The following is a 26,041-nucleotide window of genomic DNA, read 5'->3' as shown; positions in this document are numbered from 1 at the left end:
GACATCGTCGCCACCATCCAGCCCGAACAGGACGCACTCGTACGGGCCGAGATCGACGAGTCGATCTGCGTGCAGGGGGCGCCCGGGACCGGGAAGACGGCGGTCGGGCTGCACCGGGCCGCGTACCTGCTCTACCTGCACCGCGAGCGGCTGCGCCGGGCCGGGGTGCTCATCGTCGGGCCGAACAGCGCATTCCTGCAGTACATCGCCAGCGTCCTTCCCACCCTCGGGGAGCTCGAGGTGCGGCAGTCGACGATCGACGGGCTGCTGAGCACGCCGGTCAAGGCGGTCGACGCCGACGTGGCGGCGGCGGTGAAAAACCACGAGAAGATGGCCCTTGTACTGCGTAAGCGCCTACTGAGCAAGATCCAGCGGCCCGAGGCGCCGCTCACCGTGGCCGACGGGTCGTACCGGTGGCGGATCTCGGTCGAGGCGCTGCGGCGGGTCGTCGACGACGTGCGGCGGGAGGCCCCGCCGTATGCGCTCGGGCGGGAGCGGGTGCGGGCGCGGATCGTCTCGCTGCTCATGCGCCAGTCGGAGGCGCGGCGCGGGGACTCGCCGAGCGAGGGCTGGCAGCGGCGGATGGGCAAGGCGGCGCCGGTCGTCGAGGTGCTCGACCACGTCTGGCCGGCCTGCACGCCGGAGCAGCTGGTCTTCGAGGTGCTCAGCAACCCCGGCCCCAGCCCCCAATCCGGCCCGAGCGCCCAAGCCAGCCCCAGCCCCCAACCGAGCCTCAGCCCCGAAGCCGGCCCCGGTGACGAGCTGCTGGACGAGGCCGAGCGGGAGGCGCTGCGCTGGGCCAAGCCGCCGAAGTCGGCCAAGTCGGCGAAGTGGAGCGCGGCCGACGCCGTGCTGATCGACGAGGCGGCCGGGCTCATCGACCGGGTGCCGTCGTTCGGGCACGTCGTGGTCGACGAGGCGCAGGACCTCTCCCCGATGCAGGCCCGGGTGCTGGCCCGGCGCAGCGAGCACGGGTCGATCACGCTGCTCGGCGACCTGGCGCAGGGCACCGCGCCGTGGGCCGCCCGCGACTGGGGCACGCTGCTGGCGCACCTGGGCAAGCCCGGGGCCCGGGTCGTGCCGCTGACGACCGGCTTCCGGGTGCCCGCGGCGGTGGTGGCGCTGGCCAACCGGCTGCTGCCGGCCCTGGGGGTGGACGTGCCCGCGGCGCGCTCGCTGCGCACGGACGGCGCGCTGACCCTCAGTACCGTTGCGGAAATCGACAAGGCCGTCATCGACGCGGCCCGCGCGGCGCTGGGCCAGCCGGGCTCGGTCGGCGTCATCGCGGCCGACGCGGCCGTGGACGGGCTGACCGAGGCGCTGCGAGGAGCGGGGATCGCGCTCGCCGGGCCGCAGGACACGGACGGTGCCGCCAGGGTCACCGTGTTGCCGGCGGGGCTGGCCAAGGGTCTGGAGTACGACCACGTCATCGTGGTCGAGCCGGCCGACATCGTGGCGGCCGAGCCGCGCGGGCTCAACCGGCTGTTCGTCGTGCTGACCCGCGCCGTCTCCCGGCTGGACGTGCTGCATTCGCGGCCGCTTCCCGCCCCGCTGGACGGATTGTCCTGACGAGCGGGCGGATGTCAGGATCTCGGACATGCGAGTTCGGGGTTACGCGCCTGGCACGCCGTGCTGGGCGGAGCTTGTCAGCCCGGATGTGGAGGCGGCGGCCGAGTTCTACGCCGGGCTGTTCGGCTGGGCGCGCAACGGCGACGGGCACTTCACGCTGAACGGGCGGGCCGCCGCGGGCCTTCGGGCCGGGCGCCCGGACCGGTCGGCGGCCTGGCTGATCTCGATCTCCACCGACGACCCGGCCGGCACCGCGGCGGTGGTCGAGCGCTGCGGCGGCGCCGTGCGGGTGCCGCCGGCCAGCGTGCGCGACCTCGGTACCGCCGCGACCTTCTCCGACGCCGGCGGCGCGACCTTCGGCACCTGGCTGCGCAGCCGGTTCGGCGGCGCCCAGGTCTCCTTCGAGCCGGGAGCCATCTGCTGGTACGAGCTGGCCGCGCACGACCTCGACGCGACCGGCGCCTTCTACAAGGAGGTCTTCGGCTGGCACACGGTCGAGGCCGACAGCGAGGGCGAGCCGTACTTCGAGCTGCACCACCTCAACGACACCGTCGGCGGCCTGGTGCCGATCGACCACCGCTTCCCGCCGGGCGTGCCCGACCACTGGACGGCCTGCTTCATGGTGGCGGACTGCGCCGCCGCCTGCGAGCGGGTGGTGGAGCTGGGCGGCAGCGTGGCCCGGCGCCCGCAGGCGGCCTCGGCCGGGTACTACGCGCGGGTGGCGGACCCGGCCGGAGGCCACTTCGCGGTGATCGAGCTCACCGAGGACTGGATGTTCTAGCAGTACCGCTCATGCTTGCCGATGACGCGGAAGGTGCAGTCGCCGTACTCGGCCAGCAGCAGGCTCGCCTCCTTGTTGCGCACGGTCTCGGCGGCCAGCACGCTCCCCGGCGGGTAGAAGCCGCCCCGCTCGGGCGAGTTCGGGTACATCTCGATGGTGTACGCCCAGATGCCCTGCGTGGCCCAGAGCCAGTCGATGACGGAGCCGTCGGTGATGTACAGGCTGCTGGACTGCTCCGGCGTGTAGCCGTTGCTCTTGGCCATGAGCGTGCCCAGGGCCGCGAACGTCCTCTGCTGGTCGGCCTTCAGGCCGGAGCCGGTCGGCTCCTGGGTGTACCCCCACGGCCAGAGGACCAGCTCGGAGTACGAGTGGAAGTCGATGGCGGCCGTGATCTGCTGCTTACCGCCGATGCGCCGGCTCAACACGAAGTCGCGCAGCCTCTGCGTCTCCGGCGCCCAGAAGGCCGACGGCCCGCGGTAGGTCTCCGAGGCCACGTTCGACGAGGAGCCCTGGCAGCAGCCGAACTTGTAGCCCCAGTTGCGGTTGAGGTCGACGCCGTAGTAGCTCTGCCCGAGCGGCTGCCGGTTCTTGCGCCAGTTGTGGTAGCGCCCGCCGGCGGTGTCGAACTCGCCGCCGTCGGGGTTCATGTCCGGCACGATCCAGATCTCGCGGCTGTTGACCAGGCGGGTGATCCGGGCGTCCTTGCCGTAGTTGTCGGCGAACAGGTGCACCAGGTACAGCGCCATCTCGACGGTGATGTGCTCGCGGGCGTGCTGGTGGGCGGCGTAGAGGATCTCGGGCTCGTCCTCGTCGACGGCCACGTTGTCTGAGATCTTGATGAGCGGCATGTCCCGGCCCTCGTACGACTTGCCGAGGCTGAGCTTCCGCACGATCGCCGGGTGGGCCTTGACCACTTTGTCGAGCTCGGCGTGCATCTCCGCGTAGTCGTGGTACGCGGAGTCGGCGACCGGGAAGCCTTCGGTCCGTGTCTTGATGACCCGGTAGCCGAGGCGCTCGATCTTGCGCGCCTCGGCCGGCGTGGCCGTGATGTTGGCGCGCCCGTCCTCGACGCTGTCGATTGCCGCGCCGGTACGGCCGATCCGCACGCTGTCGCCTTGGTCCACGACGCCGACGACGACGTACGGTGCCGATTTTTGCGCATAAATCGGATTAGTCGGACTCGCCCCAGCAGAGGTGGCCGAGACGAGCGTCACCGCCCCCACGACCGTCAGCGCCAGCATCGGAAGGATCCTTCGACCCATGAACAAGCCCCCTTGGACGTGACCGTGCACCATCCAAGGATTAAGTGGCTTTAGTCCGATTTGGTGGCGCTTTCACCCCCATCATCATCCCCATTGAGGGCGGCGCGCAGCCGTTCACGCTTTTCGGAGCGCTGCTGGGTGATCCCGACGACGTGCTCGGCCGCCTGCGCGCGCAGCCCGGCCAGCAGGAAGTAGGCCAGCGGCGCGGTGATCAGCAGGGCGATCATCAGCTTGAGGAACGCGCTGATGTCGAGCGGCACGGCCAGCATCACGCAGGCGACGAGGCCGAACAGCCCGAGCCGGGCGAGCGAGTACTTCAGAAACGGCGTCATGATGCACCCAGCGTAACGTCAGGCCCAGACCTGCTGCGGCTCGGCGCGGCGCTGCGCCTGGGGGGTCGGCTTGTCGTACTCGCGCACGATCTCGTACTTCGTGTTGCGCTCGACCGGCTGGAAGCCCGCGTCCCAGATGAGGTTGAGCAGGTCCTCGCGGTGCATGGTGTTGGGCGTGCCGTAGCTGTCGGCATCGTGCGTGATCTTGTACTCGACCACCGAGCCGTCCAGGTCGTCCACGCCGAAGTTCAGCGACAGCTGGGCCACCGACAGGCCGTGCATGACCCAGAAGCACTTGACGTGCGGCACGTTGTCGAAGAGCAGCCGGGAGACCGCGAAGGTCTTGAGGCTCTCGGCCGGCGAGGCCATCTTGGTGCGGGCCTGCAGCCGGTTGCGGACCTTGCCGTCCGCCGAGTCGACGAAGTCGTGCTGGTAACGCAGCGGGATGAAGACGGTGAAGCCGCCGGTCTCGTCCTGCAGCTCGCGCAGCCGCAGCACGTGGTCGACGCGGTGACGGGGCTCCTCGATGTGCCCGTAGAGCATGGTCGACGGCGTGCGCAGGCCCTTACTGTGGGCCAGCCGGTGGATGCGCGACCAGTCCTCCCAGTGGGTGGCGTGGTCGACGATGTGCTGGCGGATCTCCCAGTCGAAGATCTCCGCGCCGCCACCGGTCAGCGACTCCAGGCCGGCGTCCATGAGCTCGTCGAGGATCTCGTCGGCGGGCAGGCCGGAGATCTTCTCGAACCACTGGATCTCGGTCGCGGTGAACGCCTTGAGGTTGACCCCGGGCAGGGCGCCCTTCAGCTCGCGCAGGACCTTCGGGTAGTACTTCCACGGCAGCGTCGGGTGCAGGCCGTTGACGATGTGCAGCTCGGTGAGCTGCTCGCCCTCCATCTCCTTGGCCTTGGCGACGGCCTCGTGGATGCGCATCGTGTAGGCGTCCTTCTCGCCCGGCTTGCGCTGGAAAGAGCAGTACGCACAGCTGGCCGAGCAGACGTTGGTCAGGTTGAGATGCCGGTTGACGTTGAACATCACCCGGTCGCCGTTCTTCTCGGTCCGCACCTGGTGGGCCAGGCGCCCCAGCCAGACGAGGTCGTCGCTCTCGTAGAGGGCGATCCCGTCCTCCCTGCTGAGCCGCTCCCCGGCGGTGACCTTGGCCTCGAGTTCGCGCTTCAACCCTGCATCCACGCCGCCCAGCGTACGTCGGACGCGGCGTTCGTCTCGCATTCACCCACCTTCGACGAAGTCGACATTGATCACCCCTCGACGCACGTTGCTTCCGTGCGGTAAGAAAAAGTGGGCAGGAACACGGTCGGGCGGCAGACCGACTGATCGATCGACAGTGATCGACCATTGGCGTGGCTAACCGACTGGGGACGGTGGCGATGAGCGGGCTGGTGCTGAGGGCGGCTTTTCCGGGTGATCTCCCGGTTTCACCGCCACGGCAGGAGCAGGCTGAGCAGGTTGTCCGGGCGCGTGTCTTCTCGGGGTTGCGGCTGCGCCGCGGCCCGATGGTGACCGCCGCCGTCGTCTGCACGATGCTGTGCTCGCTGGTCGCGCGGCCGGCCTACGCCGACCCGACCGGCGACGTCCCTGACACCGGCTCCCGCCCGGTCGCCTCCGGCCAACTGCTGCTGCCCGGCACCGGGGCCACCACCGCCCCGCCGGCCGCCACCACGGGCACCCTGACCGGGCCGAAGGCCGCCGAGCTGGCCCAGCTCGAGCTGGCCGTGGCCCAGCTGGGGGAGAAACGCAACCGGGCCTCCCAAGACCTCGACGCCGCGCAGAACTCGCTGACCGACGCCCAGGCCAAGCTCGCCGCCGCGAGCCAGAAGGTCACCGACCTCAAGGAGAAGGCCGACTCGGCCGCCGCCGAGGCATACAAGCGCGCGACCGGCCTGGGCCCGCTCGACAGCTACGCCAACGACCTGCACAAGTTCGGCCTGCTCGCGCCGGGCCTGGGCAGCCAGGGCGGCGACCAGCAGGCCGCCCGCGACCTGCTCTTCGCCCAGCAGTCCGAGTCGGCCGCGCGCCAGGAGGTGCAGGCCGCCCAGTTCGCCGTGCAGTCGGCCCAGACGACGTACACGCCGATCGACACCGACTTCCAGGCCCGGAATGCGCAGTACGTCCAGTTGCGGGCCGCGAACGAGGCCCTGGTGCTGCAGTTGGAGGCCCAGCAGGACCGCGCCGAGCAGGCGCTGGCCCCCGGCCTGGTCGACAGCCCGGTCATCGACGGCAAGGTGGCGCACCCCAACGCCATCCGGGCGCTCAACCTCGCCCTCAGCAAGGTCGGCATCGCCTGGTACGTCTGGGGCGACGAGGGCCCGGACACGTTCGACTGCTCGGGCCTGGCCTACTGGGCCTACGGCCAGGTCGGGGTGCGCGTGCCGCGCGTGGCCGCCGACATGTACCACGGCACGCACGCGATCCAGCCGAGCAAGAAGAGCCCGGGCGACCAGCTGCTCCCCGGCGACCTGGTGTACTTCGCCACCGACATGAGCGACTGGCGCACGATCTACCACATGGGCATCTACATCGGCGGCGGCAAGATGGTCAACGCCCCGACGAGCGGCCAGAAGGTCAAGATCGCCGAGGTCCGCTGGTCCCGCCTGTTCGGCGCCACCCGGATCTTCGACGCCGTGCCGGCCCCCAACGCGACGCACACCACCCCGCCGGCGGGCGGCTCGACCACCACGCCCCCGGCGGGCGGCGGCTCCACCTCGCCGTCCCCGTCGAGCAGCGCCTCGCCCACGCCGACCGCGACCGGCAGCGGGACCCCGTCGCCCGACCCGTCGACCTCGTCGACGCCCTCGCCCGACCCGACCACGCCCTCGCCGGACCCGACCACGCCGAGCACGCCGCCGACGGGCGGGTCCAAGCCGCCGTCGAAGGAGCCGAGCGACCCGCCCCCGGCCCAGACGTCAACCTCCGCGACCGCCGATCACTCCGCCCCCGCCAGCACGAGCGCCAAGGCCCAGACCTCGGTGAGCGCCTCCGGCGGCTGACGCTTTTCGGGCGCCGACCCCCGGCTCGGTGACCGCGGGCCAGACGGCTCGATCTCGCGGTTCCAGATCCAAAACCCGACGCACTCCGATCCAGCGTTGCGTGACTCGATGTGGCACCGTGGACCCGTTGACCGACGGAGCGGGGGCCCGCCGGTCGCGCGACGACGCCCGCGAGGGCAACCGGTTCATGGAGGCGAACGATGGACGAACGGGAACCCCGTTACGGCGCCTACGGCGAGGCGGTACAGCCCAACTCCTCGTCTTCTTCTTCCGCTTCTGCTTTGACTTCTTCACCGACCGGCTCCTCGGCCGGGCGGTCCGCTGAGCCCTCGGCCGAACCCGAGGACGCCGCCGACCTGCCGCCGCTGCCGCCACCGCCGCCGGTCGGCGCCGAACTCCCGCCGGAGCCGGGCGACGATGAGCTCCCGGGCCAGGCCTACGAGCCGCCGCCGACGCCGGTCGACGGCGCGCTGTGGCCCGGCGCCAACCCGTTCGAGTCGGCTGGGGGCTCCGACGAGGAGGACGACCCGGAGGTCGCGGCCCTGATGGCCGCCTTCGCCGACCCGGGCCCTGCCGCCGCGCCGTCGCCCTCCCCGTCCTCCGCGCCCGTCTCTTCCGCACCGATTTCCTCCGTGCCCGTTTCTTCTGCGCCGGTTTCCTCCGCGCCTGTCTCGTCTTCGCCCGTTTCGCCGGAATCTGCCGCGGGCGCGCCCTCGCCGTTCACGGTCCCGACCTCGGAGCCCTTCGCCGGCGCCCAGCCCGGAGCCCCCTCGGCCTCGGGTTCGTCGTGGGGCGCGCCGCCCGCACCGGACCCGGACGAGGCCGTGATCTCCGCATCGGTCGGCGGGGCCCCGGCCTTCCAGCTGCCGAGCCTGGCGCCGGCCGCGGACGTGTACGGCCCGCCCCCCACCGACCCGGCCCCGCTCCCCCCGCCGGCCCCGCGCAACGAGGACGAGGACTCGGGCGGCCTGGCCGACCCGTTCGGCCCCGCACCCGTCGACGGCTTCGCCCCGGCCGCGGACCTGGACTCCCCCGACGCCAACACCCCGCTGACCCCGATCGTGGGCCGCGCGACGGTCGCCGGCATCAGCACCCCGCAGGGTGCCTTCCAAGAGGTACGCCACGAGGCCGGCACCTACCGCGCCGGCGTCTACTCCGAGGCGGACTCCGGCCCCATCCCCGCCCCTGCGGACACCTCCGGCACCCCGTCCGCCGGGAGCGACTCGGACCTGCTCCGGCCCGCCTCCCTGAGCGCCGAGCCGTTCCCGCCGTTGGCCCCGTTCCAGCAGCCCTCACCGTTCGAGCCGGCCCCGGTGGCCGCCGAGGAGCCCTCGGCCGCCGGGCAGGCCCCGTTCCTCGCGTCGCAGGCCGACGAGGAGTCCACGCCGCTGCCGAGCCGCGTGCGTGCCCCGCGCCCGCCGGCCGAGTCCTCCTGGGACGCGTTCGCCCTGCCGTGGGCCGCCCAGGCCACCCCGCCGGCCGCCCCGGAACCGCCCGCCGAGCCCCCGGCCGCCTACTCGCCCGCCGAGCCTCCAGCGGCCTACCCGCTGGCCGAGCCCTTGGCCTCCGAGCCGCCGGCCGTGCCGGCCCCGGCCGCTTACCCGTTGCCCGAGCCGTTGGCCTCCGAACCGCCGGTCCCGGCTGCTTACCCGCTGTCCGAGGCCCTGGCCCCCGAGCCGCCGGCCGTGCCGGCCCCGGCTGCCTACCCGCCGCCCATCCCGGAGCCGTCGGCCGCCGATGAGCCGCTGGTGGTGCCCGCCCCGGCCGCGTACCCGCTCCCCGAGCCGTCAGCGCCCGAGCCCCCGGCGATCCGCCACCCGTTCGCGGTGCAGGGCCGGCCGGCGACCCCGGAGCCCGCCGCCGCCGAGCCGCCGGCGTTCCCGGGCACGTACCCGCCGCCGGTGGCCCCCGAGCCGCTCGCGGCCCGTTCCTCCGCTCTTCCTCCGGCCTCCGACCCGCTCGCCCCCGCCGATGCCCAGCCGGACACATCGTTGCCGGGCGCCCAGTCGAGGGCCGGCATCGCCGCCGGCTTCATCGCCGGGGCCGGCGCGGGCGCCGCGGCCGCCCGGGCCAGCGCCTCGGTCCCCGGCCTGCACACGGTCAGCGCCGAGGAGGCCGCCCAGGCCGCCCGCGCCGCGACGGCCACCCCGACGGTGTACCGCGCCGGCGGCACCGACCCGTCGGCCCCCGGCACCACCCCGCCCGCCGCCAGCCCGGTCTCACCCGCCGACCGGTGGGCCGCACCGTCCAGCTCGGCACCGTCCGCCGACGCAGGCTCGCCGTCCGGGCCGGCCCCCTCCGCCGACCGGTGGGCCGCGCCGTCCAGCTCGACGCCGTCCGCCGGCACAGGCTCGCCGTCCGGGCCGGCCCCCTCCGCCGACCGGTGGGCCGCGCCGTCCAGCTCAACGCCGTCCGCCGGCACAGGCTCGCCGTCCGAGCCGGCCCCCTCCGCCGACCCGTGGGCCGCGGCGATCCCCTCGGCTGACGCGACGCCGCCGGCCGAGCCGGGCCGGTCGCCCGAGCCGGAGCCGGAGCCCGACGAGGACGAGCCCGCCGATCCGGCCATCCCGGGTCCGGCCCCGTCGCCGTTCCCGAGCCCCGAGCCGATCCCGACGCCGGAGCCCACCCCGTTCCCGCCGTCGCCGGCCCCGGAGCCGATCCCGCACCCGTACCCGCCGGCGCCCGAGCCCGAGCCGCTCCCCCAGCCGGAGCCGACGCCGCACCCGGAGCCGACGCCCGACCCGTTCCCGCACCCGCAGCCCCAGCCGCTCCCCCAGCCGGAGCCGACCCCGCGTCCGCAGCCCCAGCCGTTCCCGTCGCCGTCGCCGTTCCAGCCGGGCGGCCCGTTCCAGCCCAGCCCGTTCCAGCCAGGTCCGTTCCAGGCCGGTCCGTTGCAGGCCGGTCCGTTCCAGGCCTCGGACGCTCCCTCGGCGCCCGCGTACGGCGGCCCCGACGCCCCGCCCGCGTCCCCGTTCGGCGCGGTCCAGCCGCCGCCGCTGCCCGGGTCGGTCGCCACGCCACCGCCCCTGCCAGGCTCGGCTACACCGCCGCCCCTGCCGGGCTCGGCCACCCCGCCGCCGCTGCCCAGATCGGTCGCCGCGCCACCGCCCCTGCCAGGCTCGGCCACCCCGCCGCCGCTCCCAGGGGCGTTCACGCCGCCGCCGCTGCCCGACTCCCCGCCGCCGCTGCCCGGGTCGGCCGTCACGCCGCCGCCGCTCCCCGGCACTCCTCCGCCGCTACCCGGTACTCCGCCGCTGCCCGGATCGGCGACGCCGCCGCCGCTGCCGAGCGAGCTGCCGCCGGTGCCCGGGGCGACCGCCGGTCCGCCGCCGCTGCCCGGCACGCCCCCACCGCTGCCGACGGCGCCGACCTCCGGCGCGGCCGCGCCCGGTCCGGACGCCCCGTCGGCGCCGGCCTATGGCATGCCGCACGCCCAGCCCGCGGCTCCCTTCGGGGGGAACGACGCGCCGGCCTACGGCATGCCGGACGCCCGGCCCGCGGCCTCCTTCGGCGGCAACGACGCGCCCGCCTACGGCACCCCACCGGCCGCACCCACCAGCGGAGCAACCCCGCCCGCCTACGGCCTGCCCGACGCCCGACCCGCCGCCGCGTTCGGGGGGAACGACGCGCCGGCCTACGGCATGCCGGACGCCCAGCCTGCGGCCTCCTTCGGGGGGAACGACGAGCCGGCCTACGGCGTGCCCGACGCCCGGCCCGCGGCTCCGTTCGGCGGCGGCGACCAGACGCCCCCGCCGGTGTCCAGCTCGCCGTTCCTCGTGGCCGAGGAGCCTCCGGCGCTGCCGGGCGAGGCGGCGCAGGACGACGACCAGGGCGGCAAGGCGGGCGGGGAGGCTGCCGGGTCCCCGGCGGCGCCCTCGTACACGACGCCGTCCGCAGAGCACCCCTGGGGCCACAACGACTCGCCCGGCGGGGCCGGGCAGCCGCAGCAGCCTCAACCGCCGCAGTGGCAGCAGATCCAGCCCGCCCAGCCGGGGTGGAACCCGCGGCCCGGGTACGTCGCGCCGCTCCCCGGCCAGCAGAGCTGGGGCGCGCCCGGTCAGCCAGGACAGCCGGGTCAGCCGGGGTACCCGGCCCAGCAGGGCGGGCACCCGGGGCAGCCGCCGCAGCCCGGCCAGCCGGGATGGAACCCGCAGCAGCAGGGCTGGCAGGCGCCCCCGCCGGCGCAGCAGGGCTGGAACCCGCCGCCCGGGCAGCCTGGGCAGCCCGCCCAGCAGCCGGGCTGGGGGCAGCCGCCCGCCTCGGCGCCGCCCGCGCACCAGCCCGGATGGAACCCGCCGCCGGCCCAGCAGGGCTGGCAGCAGCCGGGCGGCCACCCGCAGCAGCCGGGCTGGCAGCCGCCGCCCGCCTCGGCCCCGCCGGCCCATCAAGGCTGGCAGCCGCCGCCCGCGCAGCCGGGGCAACCGCCGGCCTGGGGGCAGCAGCAGCCCGCCCAGCAGGGCTGGACGCCACCGCCCGCGCAGCCGGGCTGGGGCCAGCCGCCGGCGTCGACGCCGCCCGCCCAGCAGGCCTGGGGACAGCCGCCCGCGTCCGCCCCACCGGCCCAGCCGGGTTGGGGGCAACCACCTGCGTCCGCCCCGCCGGCCCAGCCGGGCTGGGGGCAACCACCTGCGTCCGCCCCGCCGGCCCAGCCGGGCTGGGGGCAACCGCCCGCGTCCGCCCCGCCCGCGCAGCAGGGGTGGGGACAGCCACCGGCCTCGAGCCCGCCGGCCCAGCAGGGTTGGGGACAGCCGCCCACATCCACCCCGCCCGCGCAACCCGCGCAACAGGGCTGGGGCCAACCGCCGACTTCCACCCCGCCGGCCCAGCAGGGCTGGGGACAGCCGCCGGCCGCGACTCCGCCGGCCGCGCCGCCTGGGTCGCCTGGATCGCAGGCGTGGGGGGCCGAGCCGGTGGCGTGGACCCCGCCGCCGATGCCCGGGGCCGGTGCACCTGGAACGGAGAGCAAGGATCATGACGTACCACCGCAGAACTGGCCCGGTCGCGGGGACTTCCCGCCGCCGGCCAACCGCGCGCCGGGCGGCGGCTACCCGTCGACCGGGGCGCCCGCTCAGCCCGCGCCGGAGCACCAGCAGCCCCCGGCCATCCCTCCGCCCGACGAGGAGCCTGCCTTAGAGGAGGCAACCGAGCCGGCCCCCGCGGCCGGCGCCTATGAGAAGTGGGCCCGCAGCGAGCGGGCCTCCGCCGGCACCGTATACGGCGGGAAGGACGGCGTGGCACTGTCGTCCGACTCGACCGGCGGCGGGGGCAGTCCGCTCGAGATCTCCGGCTCGCTCACCGGGCACATCCTGAGTCAGGGCACCGCGGAGACCGATGATGACGACGAGGAGCCGGCCCGGTCCGGCAACCTGCGGGTGATCATCATCATCGCGGTGCTGGTGGTGGTTTTACTGGTCGGCGGGTACTTCGCCGTCACCTTCGCCAAGGATTTCATGAACGACACGTTCAACAGCGTGCCGAAGAGGAAGTGAGCCGCAGCACCACGGCTGGGACCGCGCCCCCGGGATCGGCTACGCTGAGCCGTTCTCCAATCGGAAGGTCCCAGCTCGTTGCTGCCCGCTGACCCCAGTTCGTTCCCTTCACTGTTCGAACAAGACGCATCGCTGTTCGAACAAGCCGCAGATCCCGGTTTCGCCGGGCTCGGCCTGCCTGCCAAGCTGGTGCGGGCGCTCGCCGACCAGGGCATCACCGATCCGTTCCCGATCCAGTCGGCGACCGTCCCGGACGCGCTCGCCGGCCGCGACGTGCTCGGCCGCGGGCGCACCGGCTCGGGCAAGACCCTCGCGTTCGGCCTGCCGATGCTGGCCCGGCTCGCCGCCTCCGGCCGCTCCCGGCCGCACGCGCCCAAGGCGCTGGTCCTGGTGCCCACCCGCGAGCTGGCGATGCAGGTCAACGACGCGCTGACCCCGCTGGCCAAGACGCTCGGCCTGTTCTGCAAGACGGCCGTGGGCGGGGTGCCGTACGACCGCCAGATCTGGTCCTTGGAGCGCGGCGTGGACGTCCTCGTGGCCACGCCGGGGCGCCTCGGCGACCTGGTCAAGCGCGGTGCGTGCCGGCTCGACGCGGTGGAGATCGCCGTGCTCGACGAGGCCGACCAGATGGCCGACATGGGCTTCCTGCCGGAGGTCACCGAGATCCTGGCCCAGACGCCGCAGGGCGGGCAGCGACTGCTGTTCTCCGCGACCCTGGACAAGGACGTCGACGCCCTGGTCACGCGCTTCCTGGTGGACCCGGTCACGCACTCGATCGAGCCGCCGGTGGCCTCGGTCGGTTCCATGGATCATCACGTACTGCTGGTGCCCCCGCACGACAAGGTGGCGATCGCCGCCTCGATCGCGGCCCGGAAGGGCCGGACGATCCTCTTCGTGAAGACGCAGCTGGCCGTGGACGAGCTGGTCGAGCAGTTCGCCAAGGTCGGCGTGCGGGCGGGTGCGCTGCACGGTGGCAAGACGCAGCGGGTGCGCACGCGCACGCTGGCCGAGTTCCGCGAGGGCTCGGTCGACGTGCTGGTCGCCACCGACGTGGCCGCCCGGGGCATCCACATCGACGACGTGTCGCTGGTCGTGCACGTCGACCTGCCCCGCGACCAGAAGGACTACCTGCACCGGGCCGGGCGCACGGCGCGGGCCGGGGCGGCGGGCACGGTCGTGACGCTGGTGCTGCCCCGGCAGCGGCGGCGGGCGGCGGCGCTGCTGGCCAAGGCCGGGGTCACCCCCACCGAGCTGCGCGTGCGCGCGGGCGACCCGGCGCTGGCCGAGGTCACCGGCGCCCGCCAGCCCAGTGGCGTGCCGGTGCGCATCTCCGCGCCGGGCCCCTCCGCCAACCACGCCGTTGCCAATCACCCCGCGCACCGGCGGCGGGTGAACGATCGGCGACCGCCTCGCAGCCGTTAGCGACAGAGCGAGGCGTAAATGCCCGCGGTCGGATACGGTCCCGGCATGACCGTGCTACCGCGGGCGTTCGCCTGGCAACGAATCGACACCGCCGGCGGCGAGTTCGTCACCCTCGACGATAGGCGCGGACTGCGCGCCAAGGGGGTCACGTTCGCCGCCGACAACGCGTTGTACACCTGTCGCTACGAGCTGTACACGGACGAGTCCTGGGCCAGCACGCGGCTGGAGGTGGTCGTCGAGGGCGCGGGCTGGCTGCGCACGCTGCGCATGGAGCGGGCGGCCGGCCGCTGGCGGGTCACCACCAGCGAGGTCGGCGACCTGGAGACGGTCCTGCCCACGGCGCCGCTGCCGGGCATCGAGGATCCGGACCGGCTCCACGCGGTCCTCGACGTCGACCTGTACAACTCGCCGCTGACCAACACGCTGCCGGTGCGGCGCCTGGGTCTGCTGCAGGCCGCGCAGGGCACCAAGGCACAGATCGAGGCCGCATGGGTACTGCTACCAAGCCTCGCCGTCCTCCCCCTCGAGCAGAGCTACGAGGTGCTCGGGCCGCGGCTCGTGCGGTACCGCTCGGAGAACTTCACCGCCGACCTGGAGCTCACCGGCGACGGCTACATCGCGGAGTACCCGGGCCTTGCCAGTCTCGCCTGATGGCGCTCAGCCAGCTGGCTGGATCCGCCCCTCCCATTTCGTGGAAAGCGCGATGGTGGTGCGGGTCCGGGCCACGCCCTTCACCCGGTTGAGGTCGACGATGAGCCGTTCCAGGTCGCCGATGTTTTTCACCCGCGCCTTGCACAAAAACGATTCCTCACCCGCCATGAAGTAGCAGGATTCGATCTCCTGGCGGGTCCGGAGTGCGTCGAGGACGGCGTCCGTGTCGCCGCTGCTGTCCTGCACGATACCGATCACGGCGGTCAGCGGCAGGCCCAGCGACTCGGGCTCCACCTCGGCGCGGTAGGCCCGGATCACCCCGGAGGATTCAAGCTTGCCGACGCGTTCGTGCACGGCCGGGGCGGAGAGGCCGACCTTCCGGGCGAGCTCGGCATATGGAAGCCTGGCGTTGTCCCGGAGCAGGTCGATGAGCTGACGATCGATCGCATCCATCGCGACAAGCCTAACGGTCCGGGTTTTAACACAGCTAATTGCCCAGAAGTGCGTTTTCCTCGTTTCCCGGACACGGCACGACAGCGGTGCTGTAATGGGCTTACATCCCAGGATGACTCGCGCTTTCAGCTTCGCAGCATGGGGGTGCGCGGGCCCGGCGAGCCACCCAGGGTAAAGGAGGGGCCGTGGAGACGGGAGATCGTCTGCTGACGCCCGGTGAAGTCGCTGCCTTGTTTCGCGTCGACCCGAAGACGGTGACGCGATGGGCCGCGGCCGGCCGGATCAGTAGCATCCGAACCCCGGGTGGACACCGGCGGTTCCGGGAATCGGAGGTGAGAGCGTTGCTCGAGGGCGACGAGACTCTGGATGACACCTCTAACGGGAATGGCCGAGCTCACCCGACCAACGAGTGAACAGGCTGTGCGACACGCCGGCGGCGTCCAGAATCTTGCCGGCGACGAAGTCGACCAGCTGCGCGGCCGTGGCCGCGGCTCCGGCGGCATAGAAGCCGGGGCTCGCGGGCAGGATCACCGCACCCGCGTCGTGTAGTGCGATGAGGTGCTCCAGGTGACTGCGGGTCACCGGGGTCTCGCGTGGCACGACCACGACCGGGCGGCGCTCCTTGAGGTTCACCTCGGCGGCGCGCTGAAGGAGGTCCTTGGACAGTCCGATGGCGATGCCGGCGCAGGCGGCCGTGCTGGCCGGCACGACCAGCATGCCCTTGACGGGGTAGGACCCACTGCTCGGACCGGCGGCAAGGTCGCCGGCCGGCCAATAGGTCACGTCCGCGCCATCCAGCGGGCGACCGAGCCACGCGGCGAGGTCGTCCTTCCAGTGCGCGTCGCGGAACGACACACCGGTCTCGTCGAGCACGGTGAGCCGGGCCGCGCGGGAGACGACGAGGTCGACGGCCTCGCCGGCGTCGAACAGCGCCCGGATGACGGCCGCCGCGTATGGCGTGCCCGACGCCCCGGACACCCCGACGACCCACGGCCTGCGCTGCTGCACGCCCCAACTCTGCCACGAAGGGGCGGCGCCCCTTTGGACGCCGCCCCGCGATGATGGCGTGTTGCTCGTTACTCGATGCCGCCGTCCTCGGGCGTCACGAGCACCACCCGGCGCCGGCGGGAGACCAGGAAGAGGACCACGCCGCCGACGAGCAACAGCGCGCCGACCCCGGCCATGCCGGCAACCTTCGCGCCGGTCAGCGGCAGCGCACCGCCGCCGCCACTACCGCCGGCCTTGGGGTTGATGACGACCTCGGCCAGGTCGTTCGCCGGGTTGTCGTCGTGGCGCTCGGCCGGGTTGGCGAACGGGTTGGTGAAGGACACCGTGCCCGTCGCGTTGGCGATCACCTCGGTGATCTTCAAGCTGAACTCGGCGTGCGACTCCCCGCCCGGCTTGAACACCTGCTCGTAGTTGAAGCAGGCGTAGAACCGCTTGCCGGGCAGCTTCGGCTCGAAATGGTCGCCGTCGCTCTCGTGCCACCAGGCGGAGCAGTTGTCCGGCACGAGGACGACCTCGGTGCCGTCCGGCACCACGAAGTCGTACTCCCACGAGGGCTCGCCGCCGGTGCGCTCGGCGTCCAGCGCGGCCGGGCCGTTGTTCTTGATCCCGATGTTGATTTTGACGACGTCTCCGACCTTGCCGGATGCGGTGGCGCCGATCGAGGCGACGTCGACACGGTTGCCGATCTTCCACATGTAGGTCGCGTAGTTATCGAAGTCGTTGATGTCCTTGACCGGCTGCACGGCGAGGGTGCTGAACTTCTTGCCGGAGGTTGCCTTCTGGGTGCGGCTGCGGGCCAGGGCGCGCGACTGTTCCTCGGCCCCGGGGTCGGCGAAAAAGTCGGCCGCCTTAGATCCGTACGCGTCGGCGGTGACCTTGGCCGCCATGCCACGGTGGCCCTTCTCGGTGCCGTCATCGGTGACGAAGGTGACGACCATGCCCGGCTGCAGCGGCTCGTCGAGCGGGCAGGTGACGGTGGTGCCACCGAAGGCCGTGGTGCCGTAGGTGCAGCCCTCGTACTGGTCGGGCACGATGCCGTTGTCGAAGCTGAACGTGAAGGCGGCGTGGTCGGCCGCCTGGTTGCCCGCGTTGTAGAACGTCGCCGGCATCCAGACGACGTCGCCGGGCTTGGCCGGCTTCTCGCCGTCCGATTCGTCGACCGCGACGAGGTCGACGCCGTCGGCGATCTTGACGTGGGCCTCGCTCTGGTTCCCCGGGACGTTGTCGGCCTTGGTGGCGATCGTGTACGTGCCCTCCTGGCCGTTCTGCGCGCCCTTCACGGCCTTGATCGTGAAGGGGACCATGGCGCCGTCATAGCTGCCGTCGGGCAGCGTGCAGGTGACCTTGGCGGCGGCGGCCTTGCACTCGTCGATCAGCGGGACGACCGTGGCGATCTTCAGCGCGCTGAAGTCGATGGTGAGCACCGGGTTGACCGCGTTGTGCGCGAACACGTCGACGTAGACGACCTTGCCGTTCCCGGCGCCGACCGAGATCGTGGAGGTGACCGGGCTGGCCAGGAGGCTTGGGGAGTCCTCGGCGTGGGCCAGCCCGGCGGGGGCGACCGCGAGCGTCACCGCAGCGAGGGCGGCGCCGAGGCCCAGTGCCCGGGCGCGCTTGGTTGAAGGCATGCGAATCCTCGATCGTGGGAGATTCGAAGCTGCTCGGCCCGGTGCGGCGGTGGGCCGCGGGCCGTGACGGGCGGCAGCCTAACGAAAACGAAAGATGCTCACTGTCCCTGAACGCCGCCGATCGGCCGAGCCGGACGAGCCGTTCGGATGAGGTTCGGCTTCCAGACGGAGGCCGCCGCGGGAAATGTCGTACCCGGTTGGGAGGATGGCGGCATGGCGCGCGGATTTCCCTATGCAGACCTCAACGACTTCCTGACCGCCCTGCAGAAGGCGGGCGAGTTGCATCGGGTGGCCGCGCCCGTCGACCCGCACCTGGAGATCAGCGAGGTGGTGACCCGCACGGTGCGGGCCGGCGGCCCGGCGCTGCTCTTCGAGCGGCCCACCCGCGGCGACATGCCCGTCGCGATCAACCTCTTCGGCACCGAGCGGCGCACCGCGATGGCGCTCGGCGTGGAGTCGCTCAACGAGGTCGGCGAGCGGATCGGCGCCCTGCTCAAGCCGGAGCTGCCGGTCGGCTGGGCCGGCATCCGCGACGGCATCGGCAAGCTCATGCAGCTCAAGTCCGTGCCGCCCAAGCAAGTGAAGACGGCGCCGTGCCAGGAGGTCGTGCTCAGGGGCGACCAGGTGGACCTCAACCGGCTGCCCGGCCTGCAGGTGTGGCCCGACGACGGCGGGATCTACCACAACTTCGGCCTGACCCACACCAAGCACCCCGAGACCGGCAAGCGCAACCTCGGCCTCTACCGCCTGCAGCAGCACAGCCACAACACGCTGGGCATGCACTGGCAGATCCACAAGGACTCGACGGCCCACCACGCGGTCGCCGAGCGGCTCGGCCGGCGCCTGCCCGTGGCGATCGCGATCGGCGCCGACCCCGTGGTGTCCTACACGGCCAGCGCCCCGCTGCCCTCCGACATCGACGAATACCTGTTCGCGGGCTTCCTGCGCGGAGAGCGGGTCGAGATGGTCGACTGTTTGACGGTGCCGCTCCAGGTGCCCGCCAGCGCCCAGATCGTGCTGGAGGGCTACCTCGAGCCGGGCGAGCGGCTGCCGGAGGGCCCGTTCGGCGACCACACCGGCTTCTACACCCCGGTCGAGGACTTCCCGGTGCTGCACGTGGAGTGCATGACGATGCGCCGCGACCCGATCTACCACTCGATCATCACGTCGAAGCCGCCGCAGGAGGACCACGGCCTGGGCAAGGCGACCGAGCGGATCTTCCTGCCGCTGCTCAAGCTCCTGATCCCGGACATCGTGGACTACGACCTGCCGGCCGCCGGGGTGTTCCACAACTGCGTGATCGTCTCGATCCGCAAGCGCTATCCGAAGCACGCGCAGAAGGTGATGAGCGCCGTCTGGGGCGCCCACCTGCTCTCGCTGGCCAAGCTCATCGTCGTGGTCGACGAGGACTGTGACGTCCACGACTACGCCGAGGTCGCGTTCCGGGCCTTCGGCAACGTCGACTACGCCCACGACCTGCTGCTCACGGAGGGCCCGGTCGACCATCTCGACCACGCCTCCTACCAGCAGTTCTGGGGCGGCAAGGCCGGCCTGGACGCCACGCGCAAGACGCCGTCGGAGGGCTACCATCGCGGCTGGCCGGAAGAGATGGTCATGTCGCCCGACATCGTCGCGCGGGTCGACAAGCGCTGGAGAGAGTATGGGTTCAAGTGACGCTCACTGAGGCACCCCCGAGCCGGGTCAAGGCGTTCCTGCGGCTCGTCGCGATCGAGCACTCGGTGTTCGCGCTGCCGTTCGCCTTCCTGGCCGCCCTGGCCGCGATGACCACGGCCGGCGACGCCGGCACGCCCCGCGTCGGCTGGCTCGACCTGCTGCTGGTGACGATCGCCATGGTGGGCGCCCGCACGTTCGCGATGGCCGCCAACCGGATCATCGACCGGCAGATCGACGCGCGGAACCCGCGCACGGCCGGCCGCGAGCTGGTCACCGGGGCGGTCAGCGTGCGCACCGCGTGGACCGGCGCGGCCGTCGCCCTGGTCGTGTTCCTGGGCGCCGCCGCCCTGCTCAACCCGCTCTGCCTGGCGCTGGCCCCGCTGGCCGTGGTGCCGCTGATCGTGTATCCGTACGGCAAGCGCTTCACGAACTGGCCGCACGCCATCCTCGGCCTGGCCCAGCTGGTCGGCCCGGTCGGCGCCTGGCTGGCGGTCACCGGCGCCCTGCACGGCTCCGGCCCGGCCTGGGTGCTCGGGGCCGCGGTCGGGCTGTGGATCGGCGGCTTCGACCTGATCTACGCCTGCCAGGACACCGAGATCGACCGCCGCATCGGCGTGCACTCGGTGCCGGCCCGCTACGGCGTGCCGTTCGCCCTGCACCTGTCCAGCGCCGCCCACGTGGTGACCTTCGGCCTCTTCGTGTGGTTCGGCCAGCTGGTCGGCCTCGGCTGGCTGTGGTGGATCGGCCTGGCGGTCACCGCGGTGGTCTTCGTCTACGAGCACGCCATCGTGCGCCCCGGCGACCTCTCGCGGGTCAACCGGGCCTTCTTCACCGCCAACGGCTTCGTCGGGATCGTGCTGTTCGTGTTCGCGCTGCTCGACCTGGTCGTGCGCGGCGGTCTGCGGCCCTGACACGAGCCCCGGGCGGTGCCGCAGACCGGGCCCGCCCGGACTCCGGACCTCCGGCCGGCAAGCAAACCACGCCGCGCCGCGGCCGGACCCGGACTCCGGACCTTCCGCCGGCCCGCAAACCGCGCCGCGGCCGGACCCGGGCTCCGGACCTCCGGCCGGCCCGCGAACCACGCCGCGCCGCGGACGGACCCGGGCTCCGGGCCTCCGGCGGGTCCGCGGGCCGAGCCGCCAGGCCCCGGCCGGGGTCCTGCGGCGGGCGTCCTGCGGCCTTGGGCTCCGGGCGGCCGGCACAGGCGTGTACCGGGCTTCGGGCGGGGCAGTCGGCGAGGGTGCTCGTCGACGGCTCGGCCCCGATATCGATGCACTACGCTCACAGGCCGTTGGCGTTCAGGCTTCCGGGCCGGATCGGCGCGTGCGCCCGGTCGTCGATCGGGTCGCGCTCGCCCTCTTTCTCATACAGCAGGCGATTCTCGCCGCTTACTCCGTGCACGGCGGCCGGGTCGCGTAATCGTAGGGGTGTGCAGATGCGCAGCGGTGCCTTCTCCGAGCACGAGCAGCCGGCGCCGGCCCCGCCCTCCGACGGGCGCTGGCGGGTCTCGCCCGGCTTCACCGCGCTCAAGTGCGCCGTGACCGTGGTGCTGGCGCTAGCCGCCGCGTTCTTCGCCGAGGACCGGGCCGCGCTGAGCGCCGCGATCGTCGCCGCGGTGGTGGCCGGCGGCTACGCCCTGCGCGACGTGCTCGCCCCGGTCCGGCTCGCCGCCGACCAGCACGGCCTCACCGTCGTCACCGGCTACGCCGGCCACCGCCGGGTGGAGTGGTCGCAGGTCGAGCGGATCCGCGTGGAGGCCCGCAGCCGCGGCGGCCTGCGCGGCGAACTGCTGGAGATCGACACCGGCGACACGCTGCACCTGCTCAGCACCCACGACCTGCACGCCCGCCCGGCTGACGTGGCCGAGGAGCTCGATCGCATCCGGACCACCGGTGGGAGCGGCTGACCGGCCGAGGCGGCAGGAGCGCCCCGCGACCCTCGGCGACACCGCTGCGGGCGAGACGGCCCTGACCGCCCCCGAGGCGGACCTTTCCGGCACGCAATCGCCGCCCGGGAGCGGCCACAGCACCGAAGGCCGAGCGGGCGGGCCCCCGGCGGAAGCAGGCGAAGGAGGCTGGCGGCGGGCGCTGCTGGCGACCCTCGGCTTCGACGCGCTCGCGCGCCCGGCCGGCGCACACCCACGCGACCAGGCCCGCGATCGGCCGTGGCGGCGGGCGGGCCTCGCCGGGCTCGGAGTGTTCACGGCGAGCAAGGTCGGCCTCGCCGCCGTCTCGGCCTCCGCCTGGATCGGGGACCAGGGGCCGGGGCGCTCCATGCGGCAGGTCGCCCGGCTCTGGGCCACCCAGTACGACTCGCCCTGGTTCACCGCGATCGCCGAACACGGGTACCAGCGGGCCGCGGATGCGTCGCCGGCGGCGTTCTTCCCGCTGTACCCCGTGATGATCCGGCTGGTGACGCCGCTGTGCCTCGGCCGTCCGTGGGCGGCGGCGCTCCTGGTCGCCAACACCGCCCTGCTCGCCGCGCTGGTCCTGCTCTTCCGCCTGGCCGAGCACGAGCTGGACCGGGCCGCGGCCGGGCGGACGGTCTTCTACCTCGTGGCCTTCCCCACCGGCTTCTTCCTCAGCGCCGCCTACAACGAGGGGTTGTTCATCGCGCTGCTGGTCGCGGCGGTGTACTGCCTGCGCCGCGAGCACTGGTGGCGAGCCGGCGCGCTGGGCGCCCTGGCCGCGACAGCCCGTTCGGCCGGCATCCTGCTGGTCCTGGCCTTCGCGTTCGAGTACGCCCGCACCCACGACCTGCTCCGCCCGCGGGCCTGGTTCCGATCGCAGAGTTACTTCCGTACCCGCGCGTATGTCCGGGCCCGGCACCTCGTCAACCGCCCGTCCTACGTGGGCACCCACGCCGTCCGAGCCTGGCAAAAAATGCTGATAAATCCGCTTTTCGCGGCAATCGGCGTGACACGCAAGAGCGGCCCGATCGACCGGGACCGCGAGAGCGGCCCGATCGACCGGAACCGCAAGACCCGCGCCGACTGGCCGGCCAACGCCCACCGCAGGGCGCAGGCGGCCGGCGGGCACCCGGCCGAGCCCGGGCCGCGGCAACGGCGAGCACCCGGCGCCGAGCCGGGCAGACGCGTCCGGCGGCCGGGCGGGCACTGGGGCGCGCTCGCCATCCTCCTCATCCCCGCCGGCCTGGGGGCGGTGATGGCCGCGGACTGGTTCGCGTACCGCGACCCGCTCGCCTTCTCCCACACCCAGGCCACGCACTGGGGCCGCCATCCGGCCTGGCCCTGGCGCGCCCCGATCGACGCCGCCAGGCACCCGGGCCCGTGGTTCACCGAGGTCTGGGCCCACAACCTGCTGGAGCTCGCCACCGTCGTGCTCCTGGGTGTACTGCTGGTGCTCGCCCTGGCCGGCCCCTGGCGACTGCGCCGCGACCAGATGCTGTTCCCGCTGCTCGGCGCCGCGCTGCTGGTCTTCATGATCAGCTTTCCGAGCCGGTACACGCACGACATCCCGTACCCGCTGTTGTCCACCTCGCGCATCGGCCTGGAGATCTTCCCGGCGTTCCTGATGCTCGGCAAGATCGGCGGCCGCCCCTGGCTGGACCGGGCCCTCCTGGCCGCGTTCCTCGGCACCCAGGGCGTGCTGGCCGCGCACTTCCTGCACAGCGGCTGGGTGGCCTAGCCGTCGTTGCGCACCGCGAAGATGGCGATGTCGTCGCGTGGGGGCTCCGGGGAGAAGCTCAGGGTGCGGGCCCGCAGCCGGGCCGCGACCACGTCGGCCGGGAAGCCGGCCAGGCCGGCGGCCTCGTCGCGGAGCCGTTCGACGCCGAAGAGGTCGATGCCCCGGCGCCGCTCGGTGACCCCGTCGGTGAAGAAGATCAGCGCGTCGCCGGGGTCGAGCAGGATCTGGGCGCGCGGGGTGTTGATGGTGTCGAGCAGGCCCAGGGCGGTACCGCAGGCTCCGACGAGCTCCGTGCGGCCGTCCGCCCGCAGCAGGACCGGCTGGTCGTGGCCCGCCAGGTGCAGCGTCACGTCGAGGCGCCCGTCGGGGCGGCGCAGCACCTGCGCCAGGCACAGTGTGCAGAACCGGCCGCCGCCGCGCTCGAGCAGGGTTTCGTTGAGCCGCAGCAGTACCTCGGGCAGCGGCCGGCCGTCACGCACCAGCACCCGGGTCACGTCGCGGACCAGCCCGGTCACGGTCGCGGCCTGCACGCCCTTGCCGGAGACGTCGCCGACCACCACCAGCCAGCGGCGCGCCGAGAGCGGCACCACGTCGTAGAAGTCCCCGCCGACGTCCACGCCCTCGCCGGTCGGCACGTACTCCGCGCCGAACTCCACCCCCTCGGCCTTCGGCAGCTGGGGCGGCAGGAGCGAGCGCTGCAGGGTCTGGGCCACCGTGCGCCGCTCCGCGTGGATGTTGGCGTTGTCGATCGCGAGCGCCGCGCGGCGGGCCACGTCCTCGACGACCGCCACCTCCTCGGCGCGCTGCCAGGTGTCGCGGTGTCCGCCCACGGTCAGCGTGCCGAGGTGCTGGCTGCGCGCGATCAGGGCGACGACGTAGCCCTCCAGGGGAGGCCCCAGCGGTACCACGGCGTCGGTCCCCATCGCCTCCTTGAGCTGCGGCGTCGCCTGGTCGAGGGCGTCGCGGAGGTCGCCGGTCCTCGACTCGTCGGCGTGCGCGAGGGCGGCCAGGCGCAGCTCGCCCCCCGCGTCGGCGGAGTGGATCGCGCACCACTGGCCGAGCCGCGGCACGACCAGCCGCGGGATCAGGGCGAGGGTCAGCTCGACGTCGAGGGACTGGGCGAGCAGCTCGCTCGCCTCGGCGAGGAAGGTGAGCCAGGCCCGCCGCTCGGCGTCGGCCTGGCGCAGCCGGTCGTTCTCGACCAGCAGGGTCAGCCGGTCGGCGGCGAGCGCGGTCAGCGGCCTGGTCAGCGGGTTGCCGGCGCCCCCGGCCACCAGCAGGTCGGCCCGCCACGGCCGGGCGACCCGCAGCGGCACCCGGCGGCCGCCGTCCAGCGAGCCGCCGGTCCGGCCGACCGCGACGACGGTGCGGGGGCCGTCGCCCTCGTCAACGGTGAGCGCGGCGCCCTGCGCGCCGATCGCCTGGCTCAGCCGGCTCAGCAGCTCCTCGGCGAGCTCCTCCAGCGAGGTACCCCGACCCGACCAGGTCAGCGCGTCGATCGCGGAGGGCAGGTCGAGGGCCGGCGCGCCGATCCGCCGGCCGGGCGCGACGTCGAGGCGGAACCACACGCCCTTGCCGCCGGAGAAGTGCATCGTCCCCCAGGCGGTGGCGATCTGCTCCACGAGCAGCAGCCCCCGGCCGCGCTCTGGCAGCTCACCGGTGACCGGCTCGGGGAAGGAGCGCACGATAGCGCCGGGGCGGAAATCGAGGACGGCCACCGTGAGCGTGCCGTCGGCGGCCGTGATCTCCAGGTCGACCTCGGTGCCGGCGTGCACGACGCTGTTCGTGGTGAGCTCGGTGACAAGTAACAGGGCTTCGTCCAGAATGCCGCCGAGATCCCGTTCGTGGGCGATCGTCCGGATCGCCTCGCGGGCCAGACCGGGAGAGCTATGGTCGGCCGGGAGCCTGAGCCTCCGGACGGTCTGGGTTGTCACATATCGCAGTCTCCACGCAACGGTGGTAACAATCCAACCTGAAGGACGACGATGGGTGGACACCGCCTGCCCCGACACCGGTGGAGACGTCATGACCACAGTCGAACAAGTCACTCGGAAGAGTCCGGAAACGCTGCTGCTGGAGGAGCTGTCCGCCGCGCTCGACCGACTCGCCGCCGGTGACCTGAAGATCCGGCTCAGCCGGCGCGACGGGCTGCCGGGTGAGGTGGTCGAGCGCTTCAACCGGCTCGCCGAGATGGAGCTGCGGCACACCCGGGACCTGCTGCGGATCAGCCGGGTCGTGGGCCGCGAGGGCCGCATGACCGAGCGGCTCGACGAGGAGGGCGTCGAGGGCGCGTGGCTCGACCGCATCAACGCGGTCAACTCGCTCATCGACGACCTGGGCCGCCCGACCACCGAGATCGCGCGCGTGATCGTCGCGGTGGCCGAGGGCGACCTGTCGCAGAAGCTGGCTCTGGAGATCGACGGCCGGCCGCTGCGCGGCGAGTTCCTGACCATCGGCCGCACGGTCAACACGATGGTGGACCAGCTCTCCTCGTTCGCCGACGAGGTGACCCGCGTGGCCCGCGAGGTGGGCACCGAAGGCAAGCTCGGCGGCCAGGCCCAGGTCACCGGCGTCGCCGGCACCTGGCGCGACCTCACCGACTCGGTGAACTCGATGGCCGCCAACCTGACCGGCCAGGTGCGCTCCATCTCCGCCGCGGCGACCGCCGTGGCCCACGGCGACCTCTCGCAGAAGATCACGGTCAGCGCCAAGGGCGAGATCGCCGAGCTCTCCGAGACGATCAACTCGCTCGTCGACACGCTGCGGATCTTCGCCGAGCAGGTGACCCGGGTGGCCCGCGAGGTCGGCACCGAGGGCAAGCTGGGCGGTCAGGCCGAGGTGCCGGGCGTGGCCGGCACCTGGAAGGACCTGACCGACAACGTCAACTCGATGGCGTCCAACCTGACCAGCCAGGTCCGCAACATCGCCCAGGTGGCCACCGCCGTGGCCCGGGGCGATCTGTCGCAGAAGATCACGGTGGCCGCCCAGGGCGAGATCCTCGAGCTCAAGGACACCGTCAACACGATGGTCGACCAGCTCTCGTCGTTCGCCGACGAGGTCACCCGCGTGGCCCGCGAGGTCGGCACCGAAGGCAAGCTCGGCGGCCAGGCCCAGGTCACC

The 26,041-nt window shown here is 73.2% G+C and carries 18 protein-coding genes and 1 pseudogene; 12 read left to right on the top strand and 7 right to left on the bottom strand.

The window, feature by feature from the left end:
- Together AB0M46_RS34785 and AB0M46_RS34780 are read left to right on the top strand one after the other, a co-directional pair.
- The coding region (locus AB0M46_RS34785) for an AAA family ATPase (protein WP_363343138.1) at positions 1–1,569 on the top strand (1,569 nt) is incomplete at its 5' end.
- Positions 1,570–1,597: 28 nt separating this feature from the next.
- Positions 1,598–2,350 (top strand): VOC family protein, encoded by a 753-nt coding sequence (locus AB0M46_RS34780; protein WP_363343136.1) that lies wholly within the window; start codon positions 1,598–1,600, stop codon positions 2,348–2,350.
- Here AB0M46_RS34780 and AB0M46_RS34775 read toward each other — a convergent pair.
- From AB0M46_RS34775 to mqnE, 3 genes and pseudogenes are all read right to left on the bottom strand, one after another.
- Positions 2,350–3,441: pseudogene (locus tag AB0M46_RS34775) on the bottom strand (M14 family metallopeptidase); the annotation flags it as partial. The gene AB0M46_RS34780 and the pseudogene AB0M46_RS34775 sit on opposite strands and share 1 nt — an antisense overlap.
- A gap of 221 nt (positions 3,442–3,662) precedes the next feature.
- Positions 3,663–3,944, bottom strand: a complete 282-nt coding sequence (locus tag AB0M46_RS34770) for a DUF4229 domain-containing protein (protein WP_363343134.1) — start codon at positions 3,942–3,944, stop codon at positions 3,663–3,665.
- 18 nt (positions 3,945–3,962) lie between these two features.
- Positions 3,963–5,132, bottom strand: a complete 1,170-nt coding sequence (gene mqnE / locus AB0M46_RS34765; protein ID WP_363343132.1) for an aminofutalosine synthase MqnE — start codon at positions 5,130–5,132, stop codon at positions 3,963–3,965.
- 302 nt (positions 5,133–5,434) lie between these two features.
- Here mqnE and AB0M46_RS34760 point away from each other — a divergent pair, with 302 nt between their 5' ends.
- From AB0M46_RS34760 to AB0M46_RS34745, 4 genes are all read left to right on the top strand, one after another.
- Positions 5,435–6,949 (top strand): NlpC/P60 family protein, encoded by a 1,515-nt coding sequence (locus tag AB0M46_RS34760; RefSeq protein WP_363343130.1) that lies wholly within the window; start codon positions 5,435–5,437, stop codon positions 6,947–6,949.
- A gap of 200 nt (positions 6,950–7,149) precedes the next feature.
- A complete protein-coding gene (locus AB0M46_RS34755) occupies positions 7,150–12,438 on the top strand; it encodes a hypothetical protein (protein ID WP_363343128.1) in 5,289 nt (1,762 codons plus the stop codon).
- Between the two features lie 132 nt (positions 12,439–12,570).
- Positions 12,571–13,860 carry a DEAD/DEAH box helicase gene (locus tag AB0M46_RS34750; protein WP_363343142.1) on the top strand — a complete coding sequence of 430 codons (1,290 nt, stop codon included), beginning with the start codon at positions 12,571–12,573 and terminating at the stop codon, positions 13,858–13,860.
- A 45-nt stretch (positions 13,861–13,905) separates the two neighbouring features.
- Positions 13,906–14,511 carry a putative glycolipid-binding domain-containing protein gene (locus AB0M46_RS34745; protein ID WP_363343126.1) on the top strand — a complete coding sequence of 202 codons (606 nt, stop codon included), beginning with the start codon at positions 13,906–13,908 and terminating at the stop codon, positions 14,509–14,511.
- A gap of 6 nt (positions 14,512–14,517) precedes the next feature.
- Here AB0M46_RS34745 and AB0M46_RS34740 read toward each other — a convergent pair whose 3' ends face one another.
- Positions 14,518–14,964, bottom strand: a complete 447-nt coding sequence (locus AB0M46_RS34740; protein ID WP_363343124.1) for an Lrp/AsnC family transcriptional regulator — start codon at positions 14,962–14,964, stop codon at positions 14,518–14,520.
- A gap of 185 nt (positions 14,965–15,149) precedes the next feature.
- Between AB0M46_RS34740 and AB0M46_RS34735 the strand changes: the two genes are divergently transcribed.
- Positions 15,150–15,377 carry a BldC family transcriptional regulator gene (locus AB0M46_RS34735; RefSeq protein ID WP_363343122.1) on the top strand — a complete coding sequence of 76 codons (228 nt, stop codon included), beginning with the start codon at positions 15,150–15,152 and terminating at the stop codon, positions 15,375–15,377.
- On the opposite strand, the gene AB0M46_RS34730 is transcribed toward AB0M46_RS34735, so the two are convergent.
- Both AB0M46_RS34730 and AB0M46_RS34725 read right to left on the bottom strand, forming a co-directional pair.
- Positions 15,340–15,972: a UbiX family flavin prenyltransferase gene (locus AB0M46_RS34730; RefSeq protein ID WP_363343120.1), complete on the bottom strand. Its 633-nt coding sequence runs from the start codon at positions 15,970–15,972 to the stop codon at positions 15,340–15,342. The two genes, AB0M46_RS34735 and AB0M46_RS34730, sit on opposite strands and share 38 nt — an antisense overlap.
- Positions 15,973–16,040: 68 nt before the next feature.
- The gene (locus AB0M46_RS34725; RefSeq protein WP_363343118.1) at positions 16,041–17,600 is read right to left on the bottom strand and encodes an LPXTG cell wall anchor domain-containing protein; all 1,560 of its coding nucleotides are present in this window, start codon (positions 17,598–17,600) and stop codon (positions 16,041–16,043) included.
- A 213-nt stretch (positions 17,601–17,813) separates the two neighbouring features.
- Here AB0M46_RS34725 and AB0M46_RS34720 point away from each other — a divergent pair, with 213 nt between their 5' ends.
- From AB0M46_RS34720 to AB0M46_RS34705, 4 genes are all read left to right on the top strand, one after another.
- Positions 17,814–19,274 carry a menaquinone biosynthesis decarboxylase gene (locus tag AB0M46_RS34720; protein WP_363343116.1) on the top strand — a complete coding sequence of 487 codons (1,461 nt, stop codon included), beginning with the start codon at positions 17,814–17,816 and terminating at the stop codon, positions 19,272–19,274.
- Positions 19,271–20,185, top strand: a complete 915-nt coding sequence (mqnP, locus tag AB0M46_RS34715) for a menaquinone biosynthesis prenyltransferase MqnP (protein WP_363343114.1) — start codon at positions 19,271–19,273, stop codon at positions 20,183–20,185. The genes AB0M46_RS34720 and mqnP overlap by 4 nt, the downstream gene beginning before the upstream one ends.
- 524 nt (positions 20,186–20,709) lie before the next feature.
- The gene (locus AB0M46_RS34710; protein WP_363343112.1) at positions 20,710–21,180 is read left to right on the top strand and encodes a PH domain-containing protein; all 471 of its coding nucleotides are present in this window, start codon (positions 20,710–20,712) and stop codon (positions 21,178–21,180) included.
- Positions 21,167–22,921: a mannosyltransferase family protein gene (locus AB0M46_RS34705; RefSeq protein WP_363343110.1), complete on the top strand. Its 1,755-nt coding sequence runs from the start codon at positions 21,167–21,169 to the stop codon at positions 22,919–22,921. Before AB0M46_RS34710 ends, AB0M46_RS34705 begins: the two co-directional genes overlap by 14 nt.
- Here the strand turns inward: AB0M46_RS34705 and AB0M46_RS34700 are convergent.
- Positions 22,918–24,855 (bottom strand): SpoIIE family protein phosphatase, encoded by a 1,938-nt coding sequence (locus tag AB0M46_RS34700; RefSeq protein WP_363343108.1) that lies wholly within the window; start codon positions 24,853–24,855, stop codon positions 22,918–22,920. The genes AB0M46_RS34705 and AB0M46_RS34700 overlap by 4 nt on opposite strands.
- Positions 24,856–24,946: 91 nt before the next feature.
- Between AB0M46_RS34700 and AB0M46_RS34695 the strand changes: the two genes are divergently transcribed.
- Positions 24,947–26,041 (top strand): HAMP domain-containing protein (locus tag AB0M46_RS34695; RefSeq protein WP_363343106.1); only part of this gene is annotated, 1,095 nt, incomplete at its 3' end.

This window comes from Dactylosporangium sp. NPDC051485, from assembly GCF_040682015.1.
GTDB lineage: Bacteria > Actinomycetota > Actinomycetes > Mycobacteriales > Micromonosporaceae > Dactylosporangium.
This window is presented reverse-complemented; position numbering and strand designations above follow the sequence as displayed.

Bases quoted from the DNA above. Each gene is read 5' to 3' on its own strand.
- AB0M46_RS34780 (WP_363343136.1), top strand. From the start codon at position 1,598: ATGCGAGTTCGGGGTTACGCGCCTGGCACGCCGTGCTGGGCGGAGCTT.
- AB0M46_RS34770 (WP_363343134.1), bottom strand. From the start codon at position 3,944: ATGACGCCGTTTCTGAAGTACTCGCTCGCCCGGCTCGGGCTGTTCGGC.
- AB0M46_RS34755 (WP_363343128.1), top strand. From the start codon at position 7,150: ATGGACGAACGGGAACCCCGTTACGGCGCCTACGGCGAGGCGGTACAG.
- AB0M46_RS34745 (WP_363343126.1), top strand. From the start codon at position 13,906: ATGACCGTGCTACCGCGGGCGTTCGCCTGGCAACGAATCGACACCGCC.
- AB0M46_RS34740 (WP_363343124.1), bottom strand. From the start codon at position 14,964: ATGGATGCGATCGATCGTCAGCTCATCGACCTGCTCCGGGACAACGCC.
- AB0M46_RS34725 (WP_363343118.1), bottom strand. From the start codon at position 17,600: ATGCCTTCAACCAAGCGCGCCCGGGCACTGGGCCTCGGCGCCGCCCTC.
- AB0M46_RS34720 (WP_363343116.1), top strand. From the start codon at position 17,814: ATGGCGCGCGGATTTCCCTATGCAGACCTCAACGACTTCCTGACCGCC.
- AB0M46_RS34710 (WP_363343112.1), top strand. From the start codon at position 20,710: ATGCGCAGCGGTGCCTTCTCCGAGCACGAGCAGCCGGCGCCGGCCCCG.